Below are 13,441 nucleotides of genomic sequence, written 5' to 3'. Positions count from 1 at the left end.
GCCATCCCATTGATCACTTTTCTAATATGTTAGCGTTAAACCGCCACCTAAGCCCATATCACTATCGTAATGCGTGGATAGCGAAAAGTATTTGGTAACGATATACCGAAGTCCTGCTGCATATTCTTTATCGGTATTCACCATAATATTAAAGCGCATACGGCTGGAAATGGGAATATCATCCCGTCCTAACTGAAAACGCAACTTCCCATCTCCATCGATACGCGCATCGGCGACAAACAACATAGGTAGCGTATAAGCCACACCAGCCACTACGGTATGCCTGTTGTCTTTGTTACTCACCTGGCCGAACATGTTTTTATAGTCACTGCCAAAAATGTTCTTTTCGTTGGGATTGAACTTTTTATAATGATAGTCAAAGCCGATATAAGGATATAACCACTGGTTACGACCGATATAACGGCCGACCATTGTTTCACTTTCATAACCCATCGTCGCATCGGTACCTAAATGCCACATCGTACTGGCTTTCCAACGGGTGTTGGAGAGCATAAATTGGGCATCGCTTCCGTTACTTTCCAATCCAAGTTTGCCCATGAAATGCGGCATCTGGTCGTCCATGTTTAACATCTTTCGCGCAAGCTTATGATTAGGTATTTCCGGGTTAGGCGGTGAGTTTTCATAACTGAATATTCTGCCCATACCACTCATCATGTGGTATAAAATATGGCAATGAAAGAACCAATCGCCGCCAGGTTCAGACGCGTTAAACTCTATCGTATCCCGTTCCATGGGCATAATATCCACCACATTTTTCATCGGCGCGTTTTCTCCCTGCCCGTTGATTATCCTGAAATCATGTCCATGAAGGTGCATCGGGTGGCGCATCATACTGTTGTTGTATAGAATGATCCTTAGATTTTCACCTTTTTTGATCAATATCCTATCCGATTCAGACACGGTTTTGTTATCCATCGTCCATACATAACGGTTCATATTGCCGGTCAGATCAAATTTAAGTTCCCTCATCGGGCCTTTGGGTAATGTGGTGTTATTCGGGTCGCGAAGCATCCCATAGTTAAGGGTCACAATATCTGAATTGTCCGATGCCATATTCATACCAGCCATACTTTTATCGTTCGGCATCTGCATACCCGGCATAGCGTCTTTTTTATCGTCTGCTTGTGGTTTGTCCGTACCTGTTATTTCAGGATACATGACGGTATTCATGTCCATGGTTTGGTTTTGCATTTTCATGCCTTCCATTTGTACCATGTTCCCGTTCATGTCCATCATGTCGTTCATCATCTTCATCCCGGCGAAGTATTTCAGTTTCGGCATTTTTTCTGCATAAACCTTTTGCCCTTTGCCCAGCCAAAGCGAAGCTGATTTGGTGCGGTCTTCAGGTGTAACCAAAAACTCGTAACTTTTACTTTCCGGAATGGTAACTACTACATCATAGGTTTCAGAGGGTGCGATGGTCAGCCTGTCCACTTCAACCGGCTCGACGTCATTACCATCAGAAGCTACCACGGTAACTTTACCACCGGCATATTTGAGCCAGAAGTAGGAGGTAGCACCGCCATTGGCGATACGCAGCCTTACCTTATCCCCGGCTTTATATTGGGGCTGCTCGTTTTGGTCTTTGCCATTGATCAGAAATTTATCATAGTAAACATCGCTCACATCCATCGCATTCATTCGCTTCCACTCATTTGCTACTTTGGTTTTAAAATGACCTGATCTGATCGCCTCCCAATAACTTTGCGTAGTGCCTTTTTGTATCGCAAACCAATCGGATGCTGCATGTAAACTGCGGTCAACCTCTTTGGGGTTCATGTTTGTCCATTCGCTTAAAACCACCGGTAAGGTCGGGATATTCCACTCTTTCCGCTTGTTCATAATAAAGGCACCATACATACCGATCTGCTCCTGTAAGCCCGTATGGCTATGGTACCAGTGGGTGCCATGCTGTTTGATCGGGAACTTATATAAATGGGTTTCACCCGGCATGATCGGCATCTGTGTGAGATTAGGTACGCCGTCATAACGGTTGGGTAAATAAAGCCCATGCCAGTGCAGGGATGTTTCTTCTTTTAATTTATTATGCACATATATCTCAGCCGTATCTCCTTCGGTAAAAGTCAGCGTCGGCATGGGAATGCTACCATTCACCGCAATTGCCCTTTTTGGCTTACCTGCAAAGTTGACGATAGTATCTGCGATGTAAAGATCATACCGAACAGCGTGCGGCGGCACATTGTTTGTAATGGTCTTTATAGGGCCTAAGCTTGCTTTAGCCATTTTCATTTCGTCAGCATTTGCTTTGTTACTCATTTCCATGCCGCCCATTTTTATCCCGTCCATTTTTATGCCGCCCATATCATCCATTTTACCTGCCGGGTCTTTCATCGGCATGTTCATACCCGCAGGTTTTTCAGGAGTAGTTTTGGGCTTTTCCGGAATCAGTTTCATGCCGCATTTAGGGCAATTCCCCGGTTTATCCGAATGTATTTCCGGGTGCATCACACAAGTATAAGTTACAGGCTGTGCCTTGCTTTTGTCATCCGGAATTTTCATACCGCCCATATCATCCGGTTTTTTACCAGCATCTTTGGGCATTTGCATACCATCCGGCTTATTATTGAGTGACTTTTTCTGATCCATTTTCATCCCGTCCATCTTCATTCCACCCATGTCGTCTTTTTTTCCGGTTGCCTTCGCTGGCATACCTGCGGCCTTTTTCACGATAGCTTTCGGTTTTTCTTTAACCAGTTTCATACCGCATTTAGGGCAATTACCAGGCTTGGTCGAATGGATTTCCGGGTGCATTGGGCAAGTATAGGTGACTGGTTGTTTTTTTTGCATGCCAGCCATATTTTGCATATCGTTTTGTGCGAACGCGAACTGCTTTAAGCAAAGCATCATCGCCACGAATAGTATTTTTTTCATCTTTAATTTTTTAGTAAGGGGCTATCGTTGTTCTGTTTAACCCAATTCATCAGTGTTGCTTTATCTTTTGTTGAAAGAATAGCATTCCTGTGAATGAGGGTATAGGAAGATAATGGCATCGAGCCTTCTTCCAGGCTTTCACCGATAGCCCTTAATTTACTTCTTTGTTTCCTGGAAGAATAGGTCCCAAACTCATTAAAATTCAGTTCATCCTTCCCCTTGCTGACGTGCCTGTCCATCATGAACCTGATTGGCTGGAGCCAGGAATACAGCGGATATTCGGTATGATTGCTATGGCAGTCATAACATGATGTTTTAAGAATGGCACCAACGTTTACCGGAACCGCATATAGCTTGCTGATATCATTTGCCGGCATAGCTTCGCTTTCATTATGATCGCGGGGGATAAACTGAATAATGATAAATAGCGCAACTACAACAGTTAGCGAAATCTTAATTACACGTTTCATAACGGCTATTTTAATTCTTCCTGGATGGTACCACATGTTGACATACCTGAACCCATGTAGGGGTTTTTGATCTCTTTGGTTTCACTTAACCAGACGGCACCCTTTTTATCATTGTACATCGGGCAATGATCTACAAACAAAGGTTGTGCTGCGCCGAATAGTTTAACCAGGTCATACATATCCTTGCTTAACATATCAAAATGCTCCCGTTGATGTGGTAGTTTACCACCACTCATCCCAATATGCCCGGCCATTTCTTTTGCATCATCGGCGATGTCAGTAAAGGATTTCTTCTGCGTAGTTGTTAATAAAGATTGATCAAGTTTTGCAAAACCTGTTGATAGGGCCTTTCCAGCGGTAGCCGCATCGCTGCTATTATCTTTGGTCAGTGCGTTTTTTAACTGCAAATAATTTCCGACCATTTCCTTTACAGAAGCGGTAGTTTTGGGATCAACGCCGCCTTTTGCAGTAGTTGACATAGCTGCGGAAGACGGATTTATTATTCCTGTTGTATCCGTATTCGTGGTTGATGATTTGCTGGTATTATTACAGGCTAAGATCGCAAATGATGCGATAGACAACATGCACATTATAATTAGATTTTTCATGATGTATTTAATTTGTTTATGAAGCTATGATGATTAAAAAATCATCACAGCGGATTTTGTTGATATTGAATTATTTATTCAGCGTTTCGGTAGTCTTACCGCAAGTTAACATTTGGCTGCCGTAGTAAGGATTCTTAATAGCTGCCGTTTCGCTTAACCAGGTCGCTTTTTTCATCGGGCAATATTGTTCATATAAAGTAGTGGCATTCAGTTTTAAACCTTTAACCAGTTCAAACATGTTTTTAGAAAGACTGGCAAAGTGCTCCCGTTGATGATCTATTGCGGCAGATTCACTGATGTGCCTGCTGTCAAATTGAAGCTTATCTGTGTATGCTGCCCAAAGCGTATTTTGTTCAGGGGTGAAATGCTTAGCAGGCACTGTGCTAATTGCGGTCAATAATTCCTTGGCACTACTTTTTGCCATATCGTTATTACCGGCGATCAGGGCATTTTTAACACCCAGGTAGGCAGTAATGACATTGTTTACCGATGTGCTGACGGTAACTTCCTGTGCTTTAGCTGATGCAAATACAACTAATAGGGTTAACGATAATAAAACAGTTTTTAAGATTTTCATGATATTTTATTTTTTAAATTTTGTCTAAGGATTTGCGTTCATTTTTTTCACCGGTTTTATATTGGCTAGGTGTCAGGCCGGTCACATTTTTAAACTGCGCGGATAAATGCGCACTGCTACTATAGCCCATTTGAAAAGCGATCTCGTTAAGGTTGGCTTGCCCGTATTCGAGCAGTTCTTTTACCTTTTCAACTTTTTGCTGGATGATGAATTTCTCGATAGTGATGTCTTCATATTCAGAGAATAAACGGCTCAGGTAAGCATAGTCTTTAAAAAGCTGGGAAGAAAGCAGGTCTGAAAAATTGATGTGGCTTTTTGACAAGTCGGTATAATGGACTTGCTGAATAACCAGGTTCTTTATACGTTCAACGATCTGCTGCTTTTCGCTGTCGATCAGCTCAAAGCCCATCAGCTTTAAAGAGGAACCAATTTCCAGCAGATGGCTTTCGTCTGGATCAGGATCAATGGTTGCCTTCCCCAAAACAAGGTCTGTAACCTGGAAATGCAAATTTTCTAATTGCTGACGCACCACCATCAAGCAACGGTCGCATACCATATTTTTAATATGAAGTATCATTATTGATTCAAGCTTTTGTTAAAAAATAAACAAAGAAATGCCCATACGCAGGGTGCGCAGGGTTGCCTGAATCAGATCTGGAGGGAACGGAATTGAATGGATATAGCTTTACCGGACTTCCACGGCGGCGCGTTGCTGTCCTGCCATGCCAAGGTAGCTGTGGTAGGGTATTCCGGGATAAAGTTTAATATTACCGGATAATCTATTGTAACTGCAAATTGCAAAGATTGGAAGTCGGCAGCAGGTTTTATATTTTCTTTGACGACATAAGTGCCATGTTTTTTACAGCAATCACAGCCATCTTTATCTTTACAAGGCTTATGTTCTTTACCTTCGTGCGCTTCATCACAATCGTCATGCATCGCTATTTTAGGCTGAACAAAGTATTCGGCGGTACAATGCAGTATACAGACATACATACCCGTCGTCAGTAACAGGTAAAATGCCGCTATACTTAAAATTGCCGCTTTCTTCATTAAATACAAAGATATACTATTTTTTAACTACAGTTTTTATAGAATTTTGTTAATTTATCACAGAATTTCCGATCAAGATATTGACTGTATGAAGCGACAGACTGACCAACTTTTCAATCATTTTAATCGTTTTTTATTAAAATTTAAAAAATGGATAAATGAAATCACTGGATAATACATCATAGTATTATGCTTAATTAAATGATTTTAAAGGGATGCTGCTATGAAAAGCAGCCAACAGCTCAAATCAGGTAAGAGCAGTATAAGGTATAAATAGAGGTATGCTGCCCGAAAGGTGGTGCGTGGTTGTCAAGGACGGTATAAGACTTTTCAAAAGTTCCCTCTATGGGTTCCAATGAAGAAAAAGGTAAGATTACCGGGACAAAATGGATTACAATTGTTGAAAAACCTGGCCCATAATGATTGTCCTTTACCTTAAAAGAATGTTTAATGGTTTTGCAGCAATCATTAGTTTTAGCCGCCACTTTAGTGTTCGGCTCCTGAATTTCACCGATTGAAAAAGTCGTTGAACTTAAAAAACCACAGCAATAATAACTACTTGCAGACACTCCGGTAGCGGAGAGCAGGTAAAAAGCAGTTAATAGCACTATGGTGATTTTTTTCACGGTATAAAGATATTTGTTTATTTTCAATTTGGCCTGGTGAATTGCGACTGTTAATCGACCTTTTTATCTTGTGCCGCTTTATCCTTTGCCTGTTGTAGAAAAAAGCAATGGGCGGCACAGGCGTGCAGTTTGTAGTTCCTGTGAACATATCCCCAGCTATGTCCTTCCGGGTCTAAGATCGCGCATTCTTCCTCCTGGGTGTTTTTGAGTTGGAGTACGGTTTCGCCGGCATTGTTAACATAATCTCCGTTATTTTTAGCAAAACCAAGTTTATGGCCTTTGGCATCGACCACTGCACCGCCTTTGTCAATAGAATATAGGGTCTCTCCCTGGTTATTTTTGACAACGTTGTCTTTGGTAATATAACCCAGTTTGGTGCCGGCATGGTTATGGATGCCTCCTTTACCATCAATAGAAATAAATGTGTACTTGGTTGAATCCTTTTTCTTTTGGGCAAATGAATTAACGGAGAACAGTGTGCAAACCGTTAATATTAAAACAGATAACAGCCATATTTTTTTCATGATCTTAAAATTTATTAAGTTGTTTTATTTGAGTGAAGTGCTTTCTAAAATTTCCTTGTGATCCTGGTATTCCTCTTTTGTGATCTCACCAGAAGCAAAACGCCTCTGCAACAGATCGAGCGATGAGTTTTTCCTTTTTCGCTGTCCGGGGATATCATAAGGGGTAGCGAAAATCCAAAATATCATTACGAACCAAAGGAACCACCATATCATGTTCATTCCGCCAAAACCGTTGTTATACATCATGATCTGTTTTTTTAAGTGCTATGTTATTTTGATAAAGGTAGCCTGGATATAACGGCCATGGCATGACCATTGTCAGGCCAAAAGGTGACGTTGATCACAATTGCAGCCGCTAATTTTGTAACGGCATAAAATATTGATAATTAAAAACTTATAAATTATAACTGAAACTTTAACATGGTCTGTTTGTAGTATGATGACACCATAATTAAAGATCAGAGAAGATGAAAAAAGTATTGATTGCTCTAACTGCTATTGTTTTAAGTTTTAGTGCCATGGCACAAACAAGCAGTATGAAAATGAAAGATGGCTGTATGATGAAAGACGGCAAAATGATGATGATGCACGACGGTAAAATGATGGCTATGGATAAAGACATGACCATGAAGAACGGTACTATGGTGATGTTCAGCGGCATGGTTAAGATGAAAAACGGCAAAACCATGATGATGAAAAACGGCTATTGTGTTGACATGAACGGCAAAGTGATAAAGGGAATGAAGATGAAGAGCATGAAGATGAAAAGCGATTCAACAATGAAAATGTAATTATTGCCCTTCCATAAAACAACAAAGCCTGATTTATCAGGCTTTGTTGTTTTTAACTTAAACGGCTTGAGCGTTATACCCTTTGTTTTTAAGTGTGTTTATCACATCCACAGTTGTCAGGCCGTCTTCAGCCTCGATAGATAAGATTTTATTGGGATCAGCCGTATTTACTTCCCAATGTTTAACACCTTTTAAGTTGTTTAAAGTCGGGGTAACGTTAGCTATGCAGCCGCCGCAGTTAATATTTGTTTTGAATTTTAAAGTTTCCATGATTTCTATTTTTGAATTATTTTAAATGTATTAATTGAGTTTTGCGAGTTTCAGTCGTAAGCTGTTGCTGACCACCGAAACCGAACTTAAAGCCATCGCCGCTCCCGCGATCATCGGGTTCAATAAAAAACCGTTGACAGGATAAAGGATGCCAGCCGCCAAAGGAATACCGATCAGGTTATAAATGAATGCCCAAAAAAGGTTTTGCCTGATGGTTTGAACCGTTAGTTTAGAAAGCTTTAAGGCTTTAGGCACCTGTAATAAGTCAGACGATACTAAAGTGATCTTAGCTACATCCATAGCAATATCAGAACCTTTCCCCATCGCGATAGAAACATCTGCCTGGGCCAATGCCTGGCTGTCATTTATCCCATCGCCGATCATGGCAACCATTTTACCTTTTGCCTGCAATGCTTTTACAAAATCAGCTTTCCCGGATGGTAGTACATCTGCCTGGTAATGGTCTATTCCCGCTTGCTTAGCGATAGCGGCGGCGGTTACGCTATTATCGCCGGTCAGCATATATACTTCAATACCCTGGCTTTTTAATGCCGTTACCGCCTTAGTTGAGTTTTCTTTAATTCTGTCCGTGATCGCTGCAACGGCCAGCACTTCTTTTTGGTTACCAAAATAGATCACCGTTTTGGCCTCTGCCAGCAATCCTTCGATACGAGTTTGCAAGTCGGCAGGTATTCTTAATTTCCTTTCGTCAACCAATTTATGGCTGCCTGCCTGGTAAAGGTTTCCCTCATATTTAGCCTCTAAACCAAGTCCTGTTAAACTTTCGAAGCCGGAGATACGCAAAGGTATGCTGATGCCTTTTTGCAGATAAGCGACAATGGCATCCGCCAAAGGGTGTTCAGATTGCTTTTCCATTTCCGCGAATATTGCATTAAAAGTATCCTTGTCTGCGATGCTTTTCGACCAAAACAGATCAGTCACTACAGGTTTACCTTCAGTGATCGTCCCTGTTTTATCTAAGATAATGGCGTTTACTTTATGCCCTAATTCCAGTGCCTCGGCGTCTTTGATCAAGATACCGTTTTCAGCGCCCTTCCCCATACCAACCATAATAGCTGTCGGCGTTGCCAAACCTAAAGCACAGGGGCAGGCAATTACCAGTACGGTAACCATGGCGAGCATTCCATGTGTGAAGGCATATTGACCGCCGAATATTTGCCAGATCGCAAAAGTTACTATGGCAATACCTATGACTACCGGAACAAATATGCCTGCTATTTTATCCACCAGTTTTTGTACAGGTGCTTTTGATCCCTGGGCATCCTGCACCATTTGGATGATCTGTGCCAGCAATGTCCCACCACCGACTTTCTCGGCTGTAAAACGAAAACTGCCTTTTTGATTGATGGTGCCTGCAAAAACGGGACTGCCAGCTTTCTTTTCTACAGCGACCGGCTCACCGGAGATCATACTTTCATCTACGAACGAATTGCCCTCGTAGAGGATACCGTCTACCGGGATCTTTTCTCCAGAACGTACTAATATCTGATCACCGATCTGAACCTCTGAAATAGCAATCTCCTTTTCGCCTTCCGTAGTAATTAACAGTACCGTTTTAGGTTGTAAGCCGATCAGTTTTTTGATTGCCGAAGAAGTGTTGGATTTCGCCCGTTCTTCCAGCAACTTCCCAAGCATAATAAAAACGATGACCACGGCAGCGGCCTCAAAGTATACATGTGGATGCAAGCCTTTGCTATACCAAAATCCGGGATCTACCGTATTAAATACACTGAATAAAAAAGCGATACCGGTCGATAGCGCAACGAGGGTATCCATATTAGCCTTTCCATGACCAGCCTGTTTCCAGGCACCGATGAAAAAGTTACGGCCAAATAAAAACAAGACCGGGGCGGTTAATGCCATCATGATATAATTGGCATAGGGTAATTCCATCCAGAACATACCTATCAGCAGAATAGGGGCTGTCAAAATACCGGACCAAGTAATTTTAGTTTTCAATAATAGGTAATTGCTTTGCTGCACCTCCTCTTGCAATGCCTTCCCGTTCTCCGTATCTAAGATCAGGTCATATCCTATGGATTGTACCGCTTTTTGGAAATTGGCAGGTTGTATCAGATCGGGGTGAAAGGTAACTTTAACGGCCTGGCTGGCATAATTCACTTCTGCTTTATCTACACCCTTTTGTGCGCCGATCATTGATTCTACGCTTGCAGCGCAGCCGGCGCAGGTCATGCCGGTAATAGGGAAAGTAAGTGTTAGTGTTTCTTGCATAGCCATTCAGTATTTAACCATACAAATTTACCCCGGCAGGGAACATTTACTGTTACATGATTCCGTTAATAATTTACAGGATTTTGATAGAAATAAAATAAAACGTAAATTACATCAAGTGTAAAGCGATACAAAATAATGTAAAAATCAAACGGTAAAATATAAAAATATACATCGCATCCGGCATATATTCGTCTTGTAAAACCAGTTCAAATTCATGAAATTTTTAGCCATTTTCCTGTTATCCTGTATCATATTCCTGTCCTTCTTTGCAGAGATGGATAATACTATGCAAAGGGATAATTGCTGTTGGAAACATGCGAAATACTGTCAAGAACAAAAAGGCAACAGTCAAAAAGGCTGCGAAAAAGGGATTTGTAATATGATGCTATCTTGTAGTCTTTGCGGATTTGTAATCGTACAGCCGTTATCCGTTTGTCCGAAAACTACTTTACTTAATAACCGCCGATTTTTTACATATCAGGCAGGTCAGCTGTCTAACTATTCGCCTGTAGGCTGGCATCCGCCCAAAGTTTAATAATGAAATACCTGCCTGTAACAGGCTATTGTTTTATTCATTAATTATTAAACATTTAATCAACAAATCATGAAACGTTTTATCATGATCACTATGGTGATCTTATTATCAGCTATATCATTTACCTATGCCCAAAGCCCTTGCTGCAACAATAAAATACATTGCAGCAAATGCATGAAGTCCTGCACCAAACCAAATTGCCTGGATTATTGCAGTAAAAGCTGCAAGGCATCGGGCGAATGCAAAACCAAATGTGCTATGTAAATGCATAAAATAGTTAAGCCGGGGATCACTCTCCGGCTTTTTTTGTTCTAATTGAAACTTAAAGACTTTTGTTCTGTTCACTAAAGAAAACTTACCAATGGAAAACCATAACCACCAGGTGCTCATTCAAAAATTATTGGATTGCGCCTTAACTTGCGAAAATTGTGCAACGGCCTGTCTGGGAGAAGAAGATGTAAAAATGATGGCACGTTGTATCAGTTTAGACCGCGATTGCTCGGATCTATGTTTTCAGGCCGCCCGCCTATTAAAAAGGGGCTCAGATATAGGTCACCAGTTTTTATTAATTTGTGAGGAGATTTGCCGCATGTGTGCAGATGAGTGCAGTAAACATGAAGCAAAACATTGCAAAGACTGTGCCGCCTTTTGTATTGAATGTGCTGAGGCTTGCCATGCCCACCATGAAATGATTACGCAGGACTGATAATTATGAACTGAGATACCCTTTGCAATAAACAAGGATATTTTTGTTCTGTTAATTTTTAGACAGGCTTAAAATTCTCAATGCGCCTTTCATCACCATAAAAAATATCACCGTTCCAAAAATCAGATCCGGCAGGCTGGACTTAGTGAAATGAATAATGATCCCTGCGATCAGTGTCCCTAAATTCGCAAGCAGGTCATTAGAGGTAAAAATCCAGCTGGCTTTAATATGCACTTCCTGGCTATTTTGCTTTTTGAGCAGGAGCAATGTCGTAACATTACCAGCGAAGGCAATTCCCGACACAATGATCATCGTCATAAAATCCGGCAGGGTCTCATGACCGATAAACCGTCTAATCACTTCGGCAAAACCTAACAGGGCTAAAATCAGTTGAAAGTAACCACTAAATATGGCTACCCGTTGTTTTTTTGCCAATGCCGCTCCAATTACCATTAGGCTTAGCCCAAACACAAAAGCGTCCGCCAGCATATCAAGGGAATCTGCCACCAATCCCATAGAATGGGACAGAAAGCCGAACAACATTTCAAAAAAGAATAAACCAGCATTAATGAGGAATACAATTATTAATAATTTCCGTTCTCCCTTGTCTTTTTCTTTAGCCTGAAAATCATTGACTGGCCCGGTTGAAGATAATTTGGCTCCTAATTTTAATTCGGCTAAAGAGTATTCAATTGAACTGCCACCCGCTTCGTGAAAAATGGTCAATGATCTGCCTGGTATATCAAAATCCATTTGTTTGATAGAACTGATACCTTCCAGCTTCATTTTAATCAATTGTTCTTCCGCAGAACAATCCATTTTAGGAATTTTAAAAACGCTCTTATTCATCGTAAAAATTTAATCCGAATCTTTACTCCCTGATACGGAAGACAGGATATAAAAAGCACCTTTGATCACGATTTGTGTTTTTGCCGGCAGTTCTTCTATCAATTTAATTTCCGTATAACCCAGGTCTGAAACGCCGGAAACGATTTCTGCCTTATCAAACAAATAAGTTTTACCGAATGACTTATCTCCATCTTTATCGCCGTCTTTATCCCCTTTCTTTTCTTCAGCTTTTTGAGGTGCAATGATTTTTTTAAGGTAATAAATGTATTCCTTACCGCCTACTTTGATTATGGCATCAGTCGGTACAGCGGTCACCATTTGGTTGCCTACATCGATGGAAGCTGACACATACATACCTTCTATCAGGTTATATTTTGAGGGGTTTTGGATAATGGCATGCAGGATAATGCCCTTGCTTTCATTTTCAAAGGATTGATTGATGCCGTAAATTTTCCCGGTGATTTCCCGGTTATCCTGATTGGTCAGCATAAAGCTAACCGACTGCCCTTTATGGACTTTAAACAGGTCTTTTTCATAAACCAGCAGGTCGCAATGTACTTTTGAATTATCGACAATATTCATTAATGGTTTTGAGGGTTCGGCAAAGGAGCCTGTCTCTATATTGATTTTACCAATCGTTCCACTGATGGGTGCGGTTATTGCTATTTGATTGCTGATATGTCCCTCGTCCACATTTTCCGGGTGGATGCCTAATTGTCTTAACTGTCGTGCAATAGAGGCCGTCTTTGCCTGTTCGGCTGTATAGTTGGCCTCAGCTTGCTGATAAATTTTTCCTGTCCCTGCATTTTGTGCCTTTAGTTCCATTTGGCGGTTATACTCCTGTTTAGCATATCCCAGGCTGCTTTTAGCCGTCAGGTAATCCTGTTGAAGCTGCACCAGTTGGGCATTTTCGATGGTAGCCAATACCTGGCCTTTCCGCGCAACCGAACCTTCAAGGACTGTTATATTTTTTACAATACCGCCGGTTAAAAGCGTTACCTCAGCTTTATTTTGAGGCGGTACTTCCAATTGGCCGTTGGCTTTTACAATGGCTTTGAGGTTTTTTTCTTCAATGGTACCTAATGTTATACCTACCGCTTTCATTTGGCTTTCGGTTAATGGAATACCGTCAACGCGTTTTGCTGTTTCTGATTTGGTGTCCTGGGTATTATCCTTTTTTGTCTGACTACATGCCGTAATCAATAATAGCCCAAAGACCAATAAAAGATAGCAGGTTTTAATATTATATATTTGATGGATCAT

16 protein-coding genes are annotated in these 13,441 nt (G+C 41.1%); 3 read left to right on the top strand and 13 right to left on the bottom strand.

All coding sequences use genetic code 11. The annotated features are described in order from the left end of the window. Positions 1-21 precede the first annotated feature (21 nt). The 9 genes from ABIB50_RS16065 to ABIB50_RS16025 all read right to left on the bottom strand — a co-directional run bounded on the left by ABIB50_RS16065 (position 22) and on the right by ABIB50_RS16025 (position 7,017). On the bottom strand, positions 22-2,913 hold the full coding sequence (locus ABIB50_RS16065) for a multicopper oxidase domain-containing protein (protein WP_429381213.1): 2,892 nt from the start codon (positions 2,911-2,913) through the stop codon (positions 22-24). Positions 2,914-2,915: 2 nt separating this feature from the next. Next, positions 2,916-3,383, bottom strand: coding sequence for a heme-binding domain-containing protein (locus ABIB50_RS16060; RefSeq protein ID WP_429381211.1), 468 nt, complete (start codon positions 3,381-3,383; stop codon positions 2,916-2,918). Positions 3,384-3,388: 5 nt separating this feature from the next. After that, positions 3,389-3,991, bottom strand: a complete 603-nt coding sequence (locus ABIB50_RS16055; RefSeq protein WP_429381209.1) for a DUF3347 domain-containing protein — start codon at positions 3,989-3,991, stop codon at positions 3,389-3,391. 70 nt (positions 3,992-4,061) lie between these two features. Next, positions 4,062-4,568 (bottom strand): DUF3347 domain-containing protein, encoded by a 507-nt coding sequence (locus ABIB50_RS16050; protein ID WP_429381207.1) that lies wholly within the window; start codon positions 4,566-4,568, stop codon positions 4,062-4,064. 13 nt (positions 4,569-4,581) lie between these two features. Next, entirely contained in the window at positions 4,582-5,145 is a 564-nt protein-coding gene (locus tag ABIB50_RS16045; RefSeq protein WP_354432391.1) for a helix-turn-helix domain-containing protein, read from the bottom strand. Between the two features lie 71 nt (positions 5,146-5,216). After that, entirely contained in the window at positions 5,217-5,621 is a 405-nt protein-coding gene (locus ABIB50_RS16040; protein ID WP_429381205.1) for a hypothetical protein, read from the bottom strand. Between the two features lie 242 nt (positions 5,622-5,863). Then, positions 5,864-6,247: an HYC_CC_PP family protein gene (locus ABIB50_RS16035; RefSeq protein ID WP_429381204.1), complete on the bottom strand. Its 384-nt coding sequence runs from the start codon at positions 6,245-6,247 to the stop codon at positions 5,864-5,866. Positions 6,248-6,297: 50 nt separating this feature from the next. Then, positions 6,298-6,771: a 5-fold beta-flower protein gene (locus ABIB50_RS16030; protein WP_429381202.1), complete on the bottom strand. Its 474-nt coding sequence runs from the start codon at positions 6,769-6,771 to the stop codon at positions 6,298-6,300. A gap of 24 nt (positions 6,772-6,795) precedes the next feature. After that, a complete protein-coding gene (locus ABIB50_RS16025) occupies positions 6,796-7,017 on the bottom strand; it encodes an SHOCT domain-containing protein (RefSeq protein WP_354432371.1) in 222 nt (73 codons plus the stop codon). 221 nt (positions 7,018-7,238) lie between these two features. Between ABIB50_RS16025 and ABIB50_RS16020 the strand changes: the two genes are divergently transcribed. Beyond that, positions 7,239-7,562, top strand: a complete 324-nt coding sequence (locus ABIB50_RS16020; protein ID WP_429381200.1) for a DUF6799 domain-containing protein — start codon at positions 7,239-7,241, stop codon at positions 7,560-7,562. Positions 7,563-7,619: 57 nt separating this feature from the next. Here ABIB50_RS16020 and ABIB50_RS16015 read toward each other — a convergent pair whose 3' ends face one another. Both ABIB50_RS16015 and ABIB50_RS16010 read right to left on the bottom strand, forming a co-directional pair. Next, positions 7,620-7,832 carry a heavy-metal-associated domain-containing protein gene (locus ABIB50_RS16015; RefSeq protein WP_354432369.1) on the bottom strand — a complete coding sequence of 71 codons (213 nt, stop codon included), beginning with the start codon at positions 7,830-7,832 and terminating at the stop codon, positions 7,620-7,622. 30 nt (positions 7,833-7,862) lie between these two features. Next, a complete protein-coding gene (locus ABIB50_RS16010; protein WP_429381197.1) occupies positions 7,863-10,085 on the bottom strand; it encodes a heavy metal translocating P-type ATPase in 2,223 nt (740 codons plus the stop codon). 607 nt (positions 10,086-10,692) lie between these two features. On the opposite strand from ABIB50_RS16010, the gene ABIB50_RS16005 reads away from it, so the two are divergent. Both ABIB50_RS16005 and ABIB50_RS16000 read left to right on the top strand, forming a co-directional pair. Next, positions 10,693-10,887: a hypothetical protein gene (locus ABIB50_RS16005; RefSeq protein WP_429381195.1), complete on the top strand. Its 195-nt coding sequence runs from the start codon at positions 10,693-10,695 to the stop codon at positions 10,885-10,887. 97 nt (positions 10,888-10,984) lie between these two features. Then, positions 10,985-11,329, top strand: coding sequence for a four-helix bundle copper-binding protein (locus tag ABIB50_RS16000; RefSeq protein WP_429381193.1), 345 nt, complete (start codon positions 10,985-10,987; stop codon positions 11,327-11,329). Between the two features lie 51 nt (positions 11,330-11,380). On the opposite strand, the gene ABIB50_RS15995 is transcribed toward ABIB50_RS16000, so the two are convergent. Both ABIB50_RS15995 and ABIB50_RS15990 read right to left on the bottom strand, forming a co-directional pair. Beyond that, positions 11,381-12,178, bottom strand: coding sequence for a cation transporter (locus ABIB50_RS15995; protein WP_429381191.1), 798 nt, complete (start codon positions 12,176-12,178; stop codon positions 11,381-11,383). A 9-nt stretch (positions 12,179-12,187) separates the two neighbouring features. Continuing rightward, on the bottom strand, positions 12,188-13,441 hold the full coding sequence (locus ABIB50_RS15990; protein WP_429381189.1) for an efflux RND transporter periplasmic adaptor subunit: 1,254 nt from the start codon (positions 13,439-13,441) through the stop codon (positions 12,188-12,190).

The sequence above is a fragment of the Mucilaginibacter sp. UYCu711 genome, assembly GCF_050433825.1.
Classification (GTDB): domain Bacteria; phylum Bacteroidota; class Bacteroidia; order Sphingobacteriales; family Sphingobacteriaceae; genus Mucilaginibacter.
Note: the sequence above shows the minus strand (reverse complement) of the source record. Positions and strands in the feature narration are given on the sequence as shown.

Bases quoted from the DNA above. Each gene is read 5' to 3' on its own strand.
- ABIB50_RS16065 (WP_429381213.1), bottom strand. From the start codon at position 2,913: ATGAAAAAAATACTATTCGTGGCGATGATGCTTTGCTTAAAGCAGTTC.
- ABIB50_RS16060 (WP_429381211.1), bottom strand. From the start codon at position 3,383: ATGAAACGTGTAATTAAGATTTCGCTAACTGTTGTAGTTGCGCTATTT.
- ABIB50_RS16055 (WP_429381209.1), bottom strand. From the start codon at position 3,991: ATGAAAAATCTAATTATAATGTGCATGTTGTCTATCGCATCATTTGCG.
- ABIB50_RS16050 (WP_429381207.1), bottom strand. From the start codon at position 4,568: ATGAAAATCTTAAAAACTGTTTTATTATCGTTAACCCTATTAGTTGTA.
- ABIB50_RS16045 (WP_354432391.1), bottom strand. From the start codon at position 5,145: ATGATACTTCATATTAAAAATATGGTATGCGACCGTTGCTTGATGGTG.
- ABIB50_RS16040 (WP_429381205.1), bottom strand. From the start codon at position 5,621: ATGAAGAAAGCGGCAATTTTAAGTATAGCGGCATTTTACCTGTTACTG.
- ABIB50_RS16030 (WP_429381202.1), bottom strand. From the start codon at position 6,771: ATGAAAAAAATATGGCTGTTATCTGTTTTAATATTAACGGTTTGCACA.
- ABIB50_RS16025 (WP_354432371.1), bottom strand. From the start codon at position 7,017: ATGATGTATAACAACGGTTTTGGCGGAATGAACATGATATGGTGGTTC.
- ABIB50_RS16020 (WP_429381200.1), top strand. From the start codon at position 7,239: ATGAAAAAAGTATTGATTGCTCTAACTGCTATTGTTTTAAGTTTTAGT.
- ABIB50_RS16015 (WP_354432369.1), bottom strand. From the start codon at position 7,832: ATGGAAACTTTAAAATTCAAAACAAATATTAACTGCGGCGGCTGCATA.
- ABIB50_RS16010 (WP_429381197.1), bottom strand. From the start codon at position 10,085: ATGCAAGAAACACTAACACTTACTTTCCCTATTACCGGCATGACCTGC.
- ABIB50_RS16005 (WP_429381195.1), top strand. From the start codon at position 10,693: ATGAAACGTTTTATCATGATCACTATGGTGATCTTATTATCAGCTATA.
- ABIB50_RS16000 (WP_429381193.1), top strand. From the start codon at position 10,985: ATGGAAAACCATAACCACCAGGTGCTCATTCAAAAATTATTGGATTGC.
- ABIB50_RS15995 (WP_429381191.1), bottom strand. From the start codon at position 12,178: ATGAATAAGAGCGTTTTTAAAATTCCTAAAATGGATTGTTCTGCGGAA.
- ABIB50_RS15990 (WP_429381189.1), bottom strand. From the start codon at position 13,441: ATGATCCATCAAATATATAATATTAAAACCTGCTATCTTTTATTGGTC.